The sequence below is a fragment of the Streptomyces sp. 891-h genome (genome assembly GCF_022760275.1).
Classification (GTDB): Bacteria; Actinomycetota; Actinomycetes; order Streptomycetales; family Streptomycetaceae; genus Streptomyces; species Streptomyces spirodelae.
Map to the genome: position 1 here is coordinate 3,492,089 of NZ_CP050693.1, position 13,122 is coordinate 3,505,210.

At 67.3% G+C, this 13,122-nt stretch carries 13 protein-coding genes and 1 tRNA gene; 12 read left to right on the forward strand and 2 right to left on the reverse strand.

The annotated features are described in order from the left end of the window. The first annotated feature begins 104 nt into the window (after positions 1-104). The 4 genes from HC362_RS15040 (at position 105) to HC362_RS15055 (ending at position 4,208) form a co-directional block, all read left to right on the forward strand. Entirely contained in the window at positions 105-1,709 is a 1,605-nt protein-coding gene (locus tag HC362_RS15040; protein ID WP_243084469.1) for a metallophosphoesterase, read from the forward strand. A 209-nt stretch (positions 1,710-1,918) separates the two neighbouring features. Continuing rightward, a tRNA-Glu gene (locus HC362_RS15045) sits at positions 1,919-1,994 on the forward strand. Between the two features lie 102 nt (positions 1,995-2,096). Further along, complete coding sequence (locus HC362_RS15050; RefSeq protein WP_243084471.1) at positions 2,097-3,338, forward strand: site-specific integrase; 1,242 nt, start codon at positions 2,097-2,099, stop codon at positions 3,336-3,338. Between the two features lie 171 nt (positions 3,339-3,509). Further along, positions 3,510-4,208 (forward strand): HNH endonuclease, encoded by a 699-nt coding sequence (locus tag HC362_RS15055; RefSeq protein WP_243084472.1) that lies wholly within the window; start codon positions 3,510-3,512, stop codon positions 4,206-4,208. A gap of 300 nt (positions 4,209-4,508) precedes the next feature. On the opposite strand, the gene HC362_RS15060 is transcribed toward HC362_RS15055, so the two are convergent. Beyond that, on the reverse strand, positions 4,509-5,294 hold the full coding sequence (locus tag HC362_RS15060) for a helix-turn-helix domain-containing protein (RefSeq protein ID WP_243084473.1): 786 nt from the start codon (positions 5,292-5,294) through the stop codon (positions 4,509-4,511). 538 nt (positions 5,295-5,832) lie between these two features. Between HC362_RS15060 and HC362_RS15065 the strand changes: the two genes are divergently transcribed. The 4 genes from HC362_RS15065 (at position 5,833) to HC362_RS15080 (ending at position 9,832) form a co-directional block, all read left to right on the forward strand. Next, positions 5,833-6,402, forward strand: coding sequence for a hypothetical protein (locus tag HC362_RS15065; RefSeq protein ID WP_243084475.1), 570 nt, complete (start codon positions 5,833-5,835; stop codon positions 6,400-6,402). 21 nt (positions 6,403-6,423) lie between these two features. Beyond that, positions 6,424-7,650: an MAB_1171c family putative transporter gene (locus tag HC362_RS15070; protein ID WP_243084477.1), complete on the forward strand. Its 1,227-nt coding sequence runs from the start codon at positions 6,424-6,426 to the stop codon at positions 7,648-7,650. Between the two features lie 271 nt (positions 7,651-7,921). Continuing rightward, positions 7,922-9,100, forward strand: a complete 1,179-nt coding sequence (locus HC362_RS15075) for a family 1 glycosylhydrolase (RefSeq protein WP_243084478.1) — start codon at positions 7,922-7,924, stop codon at positions 9,098-9,100. 81 nt (positions 9,101-9,181) lie between these two features. Further along, a complete protein-coding gene (locus HC362_RS15080) occupies positions 9,182-9,832 on the forward strand; it encodes an HAD-IA family hydrolase (protein WP_243088609.1) in 651 nt (216 codons plus the stop codon). Positions 9,833-9,961: 129 nt separating this feature from the next. Here HC362_RS15080 and HC362_RS15085 read toward each other — a convergent pair whose 3' ends face one another. Beyond that, complete coding sequence (locus HC362_RS15085; protein ID WP_243084480.1) at positions 9,962-10,435, reverse strand: ArsI/CadI family heavy metal resistance metalloenzyme; 474 nt, start codon at positions 10,433-10,435, stop codon at positions 9,962-9,964. Positions 10,436-10,513: 78 nt separating this feature from the next. Here HC362_RS15085 and HC362_RS15090 point away from each other — a divergent pair, with 78 nt between their 5' ends. The 4 genes from HC362_RS15090 to HC362_RS15105 are packed head-to-tail and all read left to right on the forward strand — an operon-like array spanning position 10,514 to position 12,912. After that, positions 10,514-10,912: a metalloregulator ArsR/SmtB family transcription factor gene (locus HC362_RS15090; RefSeq protein ID WP_243084481.1), complete on the forward strand. Its 399-nt coding sequence runs from the start codon at positions 10,514-10,516 to the stop codon at positions 10,910-10,912. Further along, positions 10,909-12,000: an ACR3 family arsenite efflux transporter gene (arsB, locus tag HC362_RS15095; protein WP_279240102.1), complete on the forward strand. Its 1,092-nt coding sequence runs from the start codon at positions 10,909-10,911 to the stop codon at positions 11,998-12,000. Before HC362_RS15090 ends, arsB begins: the two co-directional genes overlap by 4 nt. Next, complete coding sequence (locus tag HC362_RS15100; protein ID WP_243084482.1) at positions 11,993-12,412, forward strand: arsenate reductase ArsC; 420 nt, start codon at positions 11,993-11,995, stop codon at positions 12,410-12,412. Before arsB ends, HC362_RS15100 begins: the two co-directional genes overlap by 8 nt. Positions 12,413-12,426: 14 nt before the next feature. After that, positions 12,427-12,912: a GNAT family N-acetyltransferase gene (locus tag HC362_RS15105; RefSeq protein WP_243084483.1), complete on the forward strand. Its 486-nt coding sequence runs from the start codon at positions 12,427-12,429 to the stop codon at positions 12,910-12,912. Positions 12,913-13,122 lie beyond the last annotated feature (210 nt).

Here is a 13,122-nt window from a genome sequence, read left to right on the forward strand (position 1 = left end):
GGTGCGTCTCCCCCGCGTCTCCCCCACGTCTCCCCCGCGTCTCCCCGCCTCGGCGCGGGTGCGTCCGGGCATACAGACGGCGCACAAGGGGCATAGGGGCCCACATGGCCAGCGTTGTCTCCAAGCCGTCGCGTGCCGCGTGGGGCTGGTTCAGACAGTTCGCCGACCGGTCCGTCGCCCGCCTCCGCCGCTCCCGTCCCCGTCCCCGGCCCCGCCCCCGCCCACGGCTCCGCCCCTACCGGCGGGCCGCCGGGCTGGTCGTCGTCACGCTGCTCGGCGCCTGGCTGGGACTGCTGGTGGTGGGCAACGTCCGTACGCCCGTCGGACCCGTCGACACCACGATGACGCTGCGCCCCTCCCTCACCGGGGGCACCAAGATCAATGTCTCGCCGCTGGGCGCGCTGGAGCTGCACAGCCACACCGCGCCGCTGCGGCTGGACGTCGACGTCGACCAGCTCGTCCAGGAGCGCGCCGCAGCACTCGTGGACCACCCGGAGCGCATCGAGGGCCTGGAGGGCGAGATCTCGGGTGACGTCCGTTCGGGCGCGCTCGACCTCGGGCTGCGCTCGGCCGTCGCGGTACTGACCGGCTCCTGCGCGCTCGCCCTCGCCGTCTACCGCCGCCCGCGCCAGGCGCTCGCCGCGGGCGGGCTGTCCCTCTCGCTGCTGGTGGCCTGCGGCGCGACCGCGGCGGCGACCTGGAACCCGAAGTCGGTGCTGGAACCGAAGTTCTCCGGACTGCTGGCGAGCGCGCCCTCGGTGGTCGGCAACGCCCGCAGCATCGCCACCGAGTTCGACGTCTACCAGAAGGAGCTGGCCCGCCTGGTCACCAACGTCACCAAGCTCTACGACGCGGCCTCCACCCTTCCGGCGTACCAGCCGGACCCCTCGACGACGCGGGTGCTGCACGTCTCCGACATCCACCTCAACCCGGCCGCCTGGCACATCATCCGGTCGCTGGTCGAGCAGTACAAGATCGACGTCATCATCGACACCGGCGACACCATGGACCACGGCACGGCCCCCGAGAACGGCTTCCTCGAGCCCATCCCGGACCTGGGCGCGCCGTACGTGTGGGTACGCGGCAACCACGACTCGGCCACCACCCAGAAGGCCATGCGGAAGCTGGCCGACAAGCGCGGCTCGAAGGTGCACGTACTCGACAAGGGCACTCCGGTGAACGTCGCCGGGCTGCGGATCTCCGGCTGGGGCGACCCGCAGTTCACCCCGGACCGTTCGGTCGTGCCCGAGGGCGACCCGGCGGAGCGGGCCGAGGGCCACCAACTGGCCGGGACGCTGCGCGCCCAGCGGGCCGCCAGCACCCCGGTGGACATCGCCGTCGCCCACAACCCCGTACTGGCCGAGCAGACCGACGGCCTCGTCCCGCTCGCCCTCGCCGGGCACACGCACAACCGGAGCACGCGGGTCCTCCCGCACGACACCCGGCTGATGATCGAGGGCTCCACGGGCGGCAGCGGCCTGCGCGCGGTCGAGGGCGAGACCCCCGACAAGGTGCAGGCCTCGGTGCTCTACCTGGACCGGGACAGCAAGCGGCTCCAGGCGTGGGACGAGGTCGACCTGGGCGGTCTCGGGCTGTCGAAGGCGGAGGTCTCCCGGCACCTCCCCAAGGAGATAGAGCCCGGCTCGTCCCCGTCGCCCTCACCGTCCTCGTCGAGCCCGCCGGTCACGAGCCCGGCGACGGGCCGCTGACGGCGCCTGACGGCTGGGCACGCGGCCGTGCGGACGCCGAGCGCGCGGCCGGGCCGACGCTCGGGGCGCAGCCGTGCCGACGCTGCGCCCGCATCCGAGCGGACAAGTCGTGCGCAGCCGTACGAATAAGTTTTGGCGAACCGTCCGTGCATCCCATATGCTGCCCGAGCCTGCTGAAGCGCTGTTCAGGCGCCCAGCCGGGCCGTTTCGCCCTCATCGTCTAGCGGCCCAGGACGCCGCCCTTTCAAGGCGGTAGCACGGGTTCGAATCCCGTTGGGGGCACCACGCTTATAGTCCCCCTGACCAGCGAAAACGCTCGTCAGGGGGACTTTTTTACTGTTCTGGTGGGCACGAAGTGGGCACCAGACCTCATTTACAGTCCTGAGCATGGCGTACATCGAGGTCAAGCAAAGGCGTGACGGACAGTCCAGCTACGTCGTTCGCTGGCGTGCGGGAGGCACCCGCAGCGGCAGCAGAGCGTCCGAGTCCTTCGACGACGAGCCGTCGGCGGAGAAGTTCAAGAACCTCGTAGACGGCCACGGACAGCAATGGCCCCTTGGCTGGATACGCGGTCGAGGGTTCGTGGAGAACATCCGCACGCCGGAGGAGATGTTCGAACCGTTCGCCCTCCGCCACATAGATCAGCTCACCGGGGTACAGGGCGACACGAAAGCCGAGTACCGAAAGCTCGTCCGGCAGAAGCTCTCGCCGTGGTTCCGCAACTACTCGATGCGCGGTGGAGAGGGCGGACTCGCTGCGGACGCGATACGGACTTGGGTCAACGATCTAGAGGCGGGTCGCCCTGCCCCACACGATCCGGAGGGGACCAAGCGCCGCAAGCTGAGCCCCAAGACCATCCGCAACGTCCACGGCCTGCTGTCTAGCATCTGCCAGAGCGCTGTGGAGCACGACCCGCCTCTGCGCACGAAGAACCCGTGCGCAGGCACCCGACTCCCCCGCAAGGACGACGGCGCCGAAGACGAGATGGTCTTCCTCGAACGTGACGAGTGGGCACTGTTGCGCACTCAATTGGTCGACCCGGACGCCCGCGAACTCGCCGAAGCTCTCGCCGAGACCGGCGCACGCTGGGGCGAGGTCACCGCACTTCAACCCCGGGATCTCGTACGTCGCAATGGTCGGCCCGCTATCCGCATTCAGCGAGCGTGGAAGAAGGACGAGGACGGGGCGCCCTATACCGGCGCCCCCAAAACGAAGAAGGCGCGGCGGACGCTCGTCATCACCAGCAATCTGGATCAGATGCTGCGCCGACGCGCGAAGGGCATCGGGTCGAAGGACTTGCTGTTCGAGGGACCCAAGGGCGGTCGCTGGGATTCGTGGACGTTTCGCAGCCTGCGTTGGATGCCCGCGATCGAGGGCGCGCAGGCCGAAGGGCTCACCAAGGCCCCCCGCCTCCACGACCTGCGCCACTCGCACGCCTCGTGGCTGATCGCAGCGAAGGTACCCCTCCCAGCGATCCAGGCCCGCCTCGGCCACGAGTCGATCAGCACCACGGTGGACAGATACGGTCACTTGCTCGATGCGCTGGACGAGGAGGTCGTTTCGGCCGTCGAATGGGCAATGAACCCGAACGTGGGGATGCCGCGATACTTCGTCGCTCAAGCCGCGTGAACCGAACCGGCCCGCGTGCCTCTCGCTGGCACGCGGGCCTGGCCGTCTCCGAACGTCTCGCTGCTCATGTGGATTGCAGGTCGGGCACCCCGCAACTCTCATGCGTGAAAGGGGAGTTGTCAGTCCCGCCCGCTAGCTTGATGAGTGTCTCGCCTACCTGAAGGAGCCAGCGTGACCTCCAAGCCCCGTCGCTCGTACAGCAACGCCACTATCGCCGCTCTGACCACGCTCGCACGAGGCGGCTGCTACTACCCCGAGTGCAATGTCCCGATCCTGAGGATGATCGACGGCGAGCCGTTCCTCAATCTGGAGATCGCCCACATCCGGGCGTTCGAGGACAACGGGCCGAGGTCGGAGGAAGACCTCGACACCCGGGAGCGGAACAGCTTCGGCAACCTGATCCTGCTGTGCACTCCGCACCACAAGCTGGTGGACGGACCTCGAAGCGAGGAGTTTCCGGTCGAGGTGCTCGAAGGCTGGAAGGACGCGCGGGAGTCCGACGGTATCGACGCGCTTGCAGGGCTCACCGACCTCACCGAGGACAAGCTCGCGACAATGATCCAGGACGCTCAGCACGAGCTGTTCGAGCGTCTGGAACCTGCCCTGGACGAGTTCGCCAAGACGGCCCCCGAACTGGCGGACCTCCTGAAGAGCGTCACTAGGGAGATTTCCGACCCAAGGATTCACGGGTTCGGAATCTCCGAGGACAGCGTACGCATGCTCAGCAACGCGCATCCCGCGACCTGGACCATCTACCGGACACCGCGCCTTGGCTGCTTCGGGCCGCCCATGGTCTCAGGACACTCCCGGACACGGCCTCGACACTCATGGATGCCGCTGATGATCTCAAAGGACTCCCGGACACGGTGACTATCCTCAACAAAGCAGCCCAGAAGCTCTCGATGGCCGCGGCGAAAGCTCAGGACGCGGCTTCTGCCTCGTACAACAGTCGTTACTGACGCCCCGCAGCACCACAGGCCCGCCCTCGCAGCAGAATGTCGCCGAGGATGCGGGGCAGCGGCGCGAGAGCGGCAGGCGTCTCCCCGCCGCGGCTCGTGTGATCACCGAGGTGTCTCCAACCTCACGAGATGGCACACCTAAACAGGGCCTTCTCCGGGCCCGCCCCGACTTCGACTCGACGTGCCCACACGGCGTCGCCGTTGGTGCCGGTCACGTCGGCACCAACGCCATCAGCCGCCAATGGGGGTGCCCGCTGGGAGTCAAGGCCAGGAGGGCGACACGGAGTTCTTCGGCCCCTTGGCGGGGCAGGTGAAGCCTTCGGGGTTCATTCATGTCCGGGTCGAAGACGATCGGCAGGTCATCCGGGGCGTTCCACAATCGCCTGACATCCGGATCGGCGAGCGCGGTGCGGACGACGGCGCGCATGCGCGGGTCGTCCTTCCATTTTTCGGCGTGCACCAGAAGCTGAGCGACTATCGGCTTCGCCCAGCCCTCCTCCCAGTCGATGAGCCGGGATCGAGCGTCATGGTGAGTCAGGCACCACACCATGAAGTTTTCGTGCACCAGCCAGGAGAAGTCCGTGGTGAGCCTGGTGTTGCAGGCCAGGACGTCCCAGCGGTGGTCACAGATGTATGCGCTCCAGGGCAGCCCATCGAGGAGTGTCCGGAGAGGCGCGGGCACCTTGGGCTGTTGGGCGTGAGCCGAGGGCTGGTGCTTTTGCGAGGCCGCCTGATTGCGGCTGAGACTGGATACGAGATCCCATTCGCCCTCGCTCAGGTCCAGGACCCGGCGGACGGCAGTGAGGAAGGCATCGGAGTAGTTGCGGGGCTCGCCCGACTCCAACCTCCGGTACCACCGCTCGCTGACCCCACACAGCAGGGCAACGTCCTCTTGGCTGAGCCCGCGTTCGGTCCGAGGGCCTAGCAGGGCCTCGAAGCTTGAGATGCCGCGTGGCTCGCGACGAGCCCGAGCGTTGCGTAGCACGCGGCTGATCATTCGCCGCCCCGAACCGGGCGAATCTGCAAGAGTCACCCAAACAGCCCCCGCGAGTCGTGGATCACATTTTGGCTGACCTAAACCAACCATGGGGTCGTCCCGGCCACCCCCTGATTCAGGCGTTTCACCAGCTCAGGGCGGCGTGACATACGACGCTACTGACGTCGCGGAGCAGCTGACGGACCCAACGGAACAATAAGCGGAACCTGTAGTTCCTGTGATCATTTGCGGGCTATTCCGTGTGTCCTAGAGTTCCAGGCCAACGCTGCGTCAGGGGTTCCACGGGAATGCCACGCGGCGCTCGGGCCATTGCGCCCCGGGGGCGGTTCCTCTGGGGATGCCGGCGAGCGGAGTCGCGCCCTTGTGCGCCCGTAGGCGGTGCCTCCTTGCCGACCCCGCTCGGGTAAGGGCCGGTACGCGTCCGGCACGACTGGCCTCCGCGCCGATGGGCGCAGCAATGGGGCATGAGTAAGAGGGGAGACCTATGTGGAGGCGAAGCAGCGGCCCTCCGGCAGGGTCGAGGTCGCCCCTCCTGAAGGTGCTCCGTCGCCGTAGCCGCTCACGACGCGCCCTTCTGAAGGAGTGCGAGAAGCTGCTCGTCGGTCTCCCGCTGCCGGAACGATTCAGCGTCGAGGCGCTGGTGCGCAACATGGAGGGCGTACTGGGTCGCCGGATTCAGCTCGTACCGCTCGGGGATCACGGGGCGGGCCTGGGTACGGCGTGCGGGCTTCGGGTTAAGGGGCCCAATGTCACCTTTGTGCTGTACCGGCAGCGAGCGAGCCGGAATCAGACCGAACACATCATCCTCCACGAGCTTGCCCACGAGTGGCTGGACCACGGGACCACGCTGTCGCAGGCCGAGATTCAACGGTTGGTGCCCGAACACATCCGGCAGGGGCTGCTGAGGAACTTTCCCACCGCCCCGGTGCAGGGGCGGGTCAACTACGACAGCCCCGAGGAACAGCAGGCAGAGCTATCGGCTTCGCTGATCAAGCGGACCGTCAAGCAGTCCGCCCGCCAACAGCTCGACGTCGGCGACGACATGGTCAGTCTCCTCGAATCCTCGCTGTCCCACCCCGTTGCACCGCCGCGCCGCGGCAAGACGTAACTCTGCAAGGAGCATCCCTGCGTGCTTGCCACGATCGAGTACCTCGCCGCATCTGTGATGACCGTCGTCGCCGTATGGCGTGTGCCGGCCGTTCGATACGGCGACGCCCACCGCCGAGCCCTGTGGGGCGGCTACGCGGGATTCGCCGCGGCCCTGTGGCTCAGCACACGTGGCGTGATGCACGCCGTGGAGCACATCCCGGTCATCGACCTCAATGCTCTGCTCAAACACTTCGCCAGCACGTCAGCCATTCTGGCTGCTCTCACCTACGTAGCCACCAGCTACGGCAAGACCTCGGCACCTGTAGTGCCGACACACGTCGCGGTCTCCCGCTGGATCGCACGCTGGGCATACAAGGCCGGCATAGTCGGTGTACTCCTGCTGACCACGTTGTTTTTCACCGTGGTGGACCGCAAGACACCGAGCGCGGACTTCGTCGCCGACCACGCAGGCGAATGGGGCGCCGCGATCTACATGAACGTCTTCTACTTCTTTCCGCTCGTCACCACTGCGGTCTGCGGCTATCAGTGGACACGAGCAGCCCGGCGGGCAGAGACCGCCAGCATGCGTGTCGGCCTGTTGCTGATGGCCATCTCCATGTGGATGGGTTTGGTCTACGTAGCGGCCCGCATGACCCTGATCTCGGTGGCAGTCGTCACGCCGTTGGATTCGGGTGTCCTGAACGACGCCGTCACCGCCACGGCTATATGGATGAACGCCTTGTTCCTGATCGTCGCGGTCGGCGCGAGCATTCCGACCACCACCGCGGCAGCGGCTCGCTGGAGGACCTGGCGAACCGTGTACCTGCTCTACCCGCTCTGGCGCGACCTGATGGAAGTCTTCCCTGGCACCAGCCTGTACCCGCCTGGCCCCCGCCTACGCGAATTCACCCGTTCGCACACCCCTTTCGACGTGCGACTGGACCGGTGGACCCAGGACATCGCAGATGCCTCCGACAAACTGCGCTACTTCGCCCCGGCCGAACTGCTGATCGCTGCGGAGGAAGCTGTCGTCTCACACCCCGACCCCCAGCCGGCGGCAGAGGCGTACTGGATCAAGGCCGCTGTGCTGGCCGTCGCCGACAAGCAGCCAAGCCCGTCCCCGTCCGCGCCGCTCCAGACCAAACCCTTCATTGACACCGACGCCGAAGCGAGCTGGCTGGTACGAGTCCGTGGCGCCTACTCCAAGATCACCACCTCCCAGGCCAAGCGCGTGCTCGCGCGAGCAGAGGAAGAACTCGTCGTATGAGCCAATGCCGTAGGCCCCGATCAGCGGCGGACACGCTGTTCCCGGAGCCTCATCGTCGGATGCTCCGTCCCCCGTCGAGTGCTCCGCGCTCAGCTCAGCGTCGCGAAGCCGACCGGTCGGCAGGCAGCCGCCGAGTGACACAGCGATACGAGATCCGTCACGCGGTACATACCTACTCGCGGTCCTTTCCCGGATGACGCCCGCGGTGGCGCGACACAGCGTTCCGCCCCTGAGCACAAGAACAGTCAGCACCGATCAGGAGATCACTCCCATGGCCCCGTCCAGCCCCGCTCCCAACGGTTTTCCCGGCGGCTTCTCCTGGGGAACCGCCAGCTCAGCAACCCAGTGTCAGGGGGCGACATCGGCAGATAACTGGTGGGCTTGGGAGCAGGCCGGGAAGGCCCCCCGGAGCGGAGACGGGAACGGCTTCGACAACCTCTATGCGTCGGACTTCGCGCTGCTCGCGGGCTGGGGTTTCAGCGACCACCGGCTGTCCCTGGACTGGGCACGGATCGAGCCACAGCCGGGGCGACACGACCAGGAAGCGGTCGAGCACTACCGGCACATCCTCCAGGCCGGCCGCGATGCGGGCCTGGCCATGTGGGTCTGCCTTCTGCACACCGCTCTGCCGACCTGGTTCGCGTCCGAGGGCGGCTTTCTTTCCCCCGGGGCCAGCGCTACCTGGGCCCGGCACGTGGACTTCATCGCCGAGACCTTTGGCGACCTCGCCGACGGCTGGATGCCGGTCAACAACCCCACCGCATACGCCCAGAAGGGATATCTCGCAGGCACGTTCCCTCCCGGCCACACCTCGCAGGAAGAGTTCCTCACTGTCCTGCAGGCCATCCACCAGGCAGACTTCGAGGCCGCACTGCGGCTGCGCCAAGACGGCAAACCCACCTCCACCAACGAGGCCCTGCTTCCTCTGCACCCGGCCGATGACAGCGCCGATGCCGCTGCCGCCACCGCCCTCGTCGACGCCGTCGTGTGGGATTCCTGGCTGAACCTGGCGAGGACACCGCGCTACGAGAACGCCTTCGACCAGTACGGCTTCAGCTACTACTTCACGCCGACGGTCGGCCCCTCGGGAGATCTCTTCCCCTACCCGGAAGGCGAGCCGGTGGGGCCGCAGGGCTACGTGTCCTGGGCACCGGGCCTCGGCGAGGTCCTCGACCGGCTGAACTCGGAATTGCCCGGCAAGCGGTTCCTCGTCGCCGAGATCGGCTACGGCGGGGAGGACGACCGCGCTCGGGCCGCCTACCTCCAAGACGCTCTCGGCCAGGTCCACGACGCCATGTCCCGCGGCATGGATATCACCGGCGTTCACCTGTGGACCGGCGTGGACAACTACGAGTGGCTCGAAGGGCACACCGTCTCGTTCGGCCTCTTCGACCGACATCGCACCCCGCGACCGAGCGCACGCCTCGTCCAGTCCCTGATCCGCAAGTAACCCGGCCCTTCACACGCTGGCTCCGCAACCGGGCGTGCTTCCCCAGCTCGCCCCCGAGCCTCATCTCTGTTGGAGTTCCCCATGTCCCATCACACCGGCCTCGTCCTCGACTTCGGCGGGGTTCTCACCACGTCGCTGCTGCCCGCTGTGCTCGACTTCGAGAAGCGCGAGGGGCTGGCCAAGGGCGCGTGCATCACAGCGCTCTACCTGGACGAAGAAGGAACTCGGCTCACCCACGAGCTGGAGCGCGGTGCGATCACCCAAGACCAGTGGAACGAGGCCGCAGCGGCACGGCTCGGCGTCACCCCCGAGAACCTGATGGGAAGGATCTTCGCCGACCTGCGCCCCGAGCCACTGATGATCAACGCAGCTGCCGCAGCACGCCGTGCGGGGGTCAAGGTCGGCATCCTGTCGAACTCGGTCGGGCTCACGCCCTGGAATCTCTACGACGGGTACAGCCTCGACACTCTGTACGATGCCGTGGTGATCTCCGAGCATCACGGGATGCGCAAGCCCGACCCGGAGATTTTCAATGCCGTACTGAAACTTCTGGACCTTCCCGCCGAGCAGTGCGTCTTCGTCGATGACACCGCTGATTACCTCCCGCCAGCAGCCGAACTCGGCTTCGCGACGGTCCACGCGGAGGCACCGCAGCAGACGATCTCCCAGCTTGAGGACTTGCTCGGGGTGCCCCTGACCGAAGAGGAAGAGTTCCTAACGAATGGCCTGTGAGCGGTTGGCCTGCTCCGTCACTGATGACCCGGGTGTGTGAGTGGCCCGGCTGAAGCCAGGAGAAGCGGTGTTCTCCAGACTTCGCGGTGTCTCATGAGACACCGCGAAGTCGTTGCCGAGGTTCGCGAGTCAGCTACCGCAGGCGCAGCCGACCGCTTCCGGTGTTGCCTCGCTGGCCTGACTGGTGCAGCAGCCGTTGCCGGTGAGGTTGGGGTCGGCGCTCTTGCCGAGGGCGTCGGCGTCGGCCTTGACGACGTAGACCTCCCACGGCTCCTTACCGGGGCCGTGCACCCACACCTTGTCCTGTAGGGCGTAGCAGCACGAGGTGTCGTTCTCCTCGAACGTGGCAAGTCCGGCGTCCTTGAGCCGGTTCGTCGCGGCGGTCACCTGCTCGGTTGCTTCCACCTCTACGCCGAGGTGGTCGAGGCGGGTTTCCCGTCCGGGCTCGCCCTCGATCAACACGAGCTTGAGCGGCGGCTCGGCAATGGCGAAGTTGGCGTACCCCTCGCGTCGCTTGGCCGGTTCGGTGCCGAACAGCTTCGAGTAGAAGGTGACCGACGCTTCAAGGTCGCTGACGCGCAGGGCGAGCTGTGCACGAGACATGGCGGTGCTCCGATCGATTGTATTGATGTCCGTCGATTCAAGGTTGCATCTTGTATCGACGACTGTCAACATAGAAGTATGTCGAAACAAGAGCCCGTGGCGCTCGGCCAGACCGGCGAGACCGGCGCCTGCTGCCCCGCACTGCTGACCACACCCCTCGACGAGGGGCAGGCCGTAGAACTGGCGAAGGTGTTCAAGGCGCTGGGCGACCCGGTGCGCCTGCGCCTGCTCTCGATGATTGCCTCGCGCGCAGGCGGCGAGGTCTGCGTCTGCGACCTGACTCCCGCTTTCGACCTGTCGCAGCCGACGATCTCGCATCACCTCAAGCTGCTTCGGGAAGCCAGCCTCATCGACTGCGAGCGGCGCGGTACGTGGGTCTACTACTGGCTGCTGCCCGAGGTGACCGACCGCCTCGCCGGCATCCTGACCCGCCCGGTCGGCGAGCCCCTGCCTGCGCCCGCCGAGGTGATCGCGTGAGCGCCGCACCCGAGCAGGCGGTCGCCGGCCGCCTCTCCTTCCTCGACCGCTACCTCGCCGTGTGGATTCTCGCCGCGATGGCGGTCGGTCTCGGTCTCGGCCGCGTCGTGCCCGGACTCGGCGACGCGCTCGCCGAGGTCACCGTGACCGGGGTATCGCTGCCGATCGCGCTCGGCCTGCTCGTGATGATGTACCCGGTCCTCGCCAAGGTGCGCTACGACCGGCTCGACACCGTCACTCGCGACCGCCGTCTGCTGCTGCCCTCGCTGCTGCTGAACTGGATCGTCGGGCCGGCGCTCATGTTCGCGTTGGCGTGGCTGTTCCTGCCGGACCTGCCCGAGTACCGCACGGGCTTGATCATCGTGGGGTTGGCGCGCTGTATCGCCATGGTGATCATCTGGAACGACTTGGCCTGTGGCGACCGCGAGGCCGCCGCCGTCCTGGTCGCGCTGAACTCGGTGTTCCAGGTGATCGCGTTCTCGGCCCTCGGCTGGTTCTACCTCTCCGTGCTGCCCGGGTGGCTCGGTCTGGAGCAGGCCGGCCTCGACGTGTCGGTGTGGGAGATCGCCCGAAGCGTGCTGATCTTCCTCGGAATCCCGCTCGTCGCCGGATACCTCACGCGCCGGATCGGCGAGAAGGTCAAGGGCCGCGCCTGGTACGAGGCGAAGCTGATCCCGCGCATCGGGCCGTTCGCCCTGTACGGGCTGCTGTTCACGATCGTTGTTCTCTTCGCGCTGCAAGGCGACGCGATCACCTCGCAGCCGCTCGACGTCGTCCGTATCGCGCTGCCGCTGCTCGTGTACTTCGTGATCATGTGGGCCGGTTCGATGGTGGTCGGCCGCGCCGTCGGCCTCAACTACTCGCGCGCGACGACGCTCGCCTTCACCGCGGCGGGCAACAACTTCGAGTTGGCCATCGCGGTAGCCATCGCCACGTTCGGTGCCACGTCCGGGCAGGCCCTCGCCGGCGTGGTTGGGCCCCTTATCGAGGTGCCGGTGCTGATCGGCCTCGTCTACGTCGCGCTGTACGCCCGCCGCTTCTTCACCGCCCCCGCGCCACTGACCGAGGAAGACCCCGCCCATGTCTGACACCGCCCCGCCCTCCGTGCTGTTCGTCTGCGTCCACAACGCCGGCCGCTCCCAGATGGCCGCCGCGTTCCTCACGCACCTTGCGGGCGACCGCGTACAAGTCCGGTCCGCAGGGTCCACCCCCGCCGACGAGGTGAACCCTTCCGTCGTCGCGGCAATGGCCGAGGTCGGAATCGACGTCTCGGCCGAGGTGCCCAAGGTGCTTACCGTCGACGCCGTGCAGGCGTCTGACGTCGTGATCACGATGGGCTGCGGGGACACTTGCCCCGTCTTCCCCGGAAAGCGGTACCTAGACTGGCAGTTGACCGACCCCGCCGGGCAGGGCGTCGAGGCAGTGCGCCCCATCCGCGACGAGATCGAGCAGCGGATTCGGGGACTGATCGGCGAGGTCGCGCCCGCGGGCCAGTCGTGAGCACGTCCGAGGGCATGCGCATCGTGCCCATGAGAGCCGAGCACGCCGAGCAGGTCCTCGCGATCTATCAACTCGGCATCGACGAGGGGAACGCGACATTCGAGACCGTGGCGCCGACGTGGGAGCAGTTCGACGCCGCCAAGCTGTCCGCGCACCGCTCGGTCGCCCTCGACGACACAGGCAAGGTGCTGGGGTGGGTCGCGGCCGTGCCTGTGTCCGACCGTTGCGCGTATGCCGGCGTCGTTGAACACTCGGTGTACGTGCACCCCGCCGCCCGCGGTCAAGGCGTCGGCACGGCCCTGCTGCGCGCATTGCTTGCTTCCACCGAGACCGCTGGGATCTGGACCGTGCAGTCTGGCATCTTCCCGGAGAACACCGCCAGCCTCGCGCTGCACCGCCACGCTGGATTCCGCGTCATCGGCACCCGCGAACGCATCGGCCGTCACCACGACCGATGGCGCGATGTCCTCCTCATCGAACACCGCAGCACCGAACTGTGACTGAAGCCCGCGCCAGCTACACATCCGCCCTGTCAGCTAAGCGCGGGCGGCCCGAGGAAAGAGACACCCGAGAGTGTCCGGAGAACCATCGACCTTGATCTCCCACGCCCAGCGGCCGGTGGCACAGGGTGAAGGAGCGGAGCGGGCGGGCGCGACGGTCACCGGCGGATGTACGGCCACTAACCCAGGATGCGGACAGGTCCGGCCCGG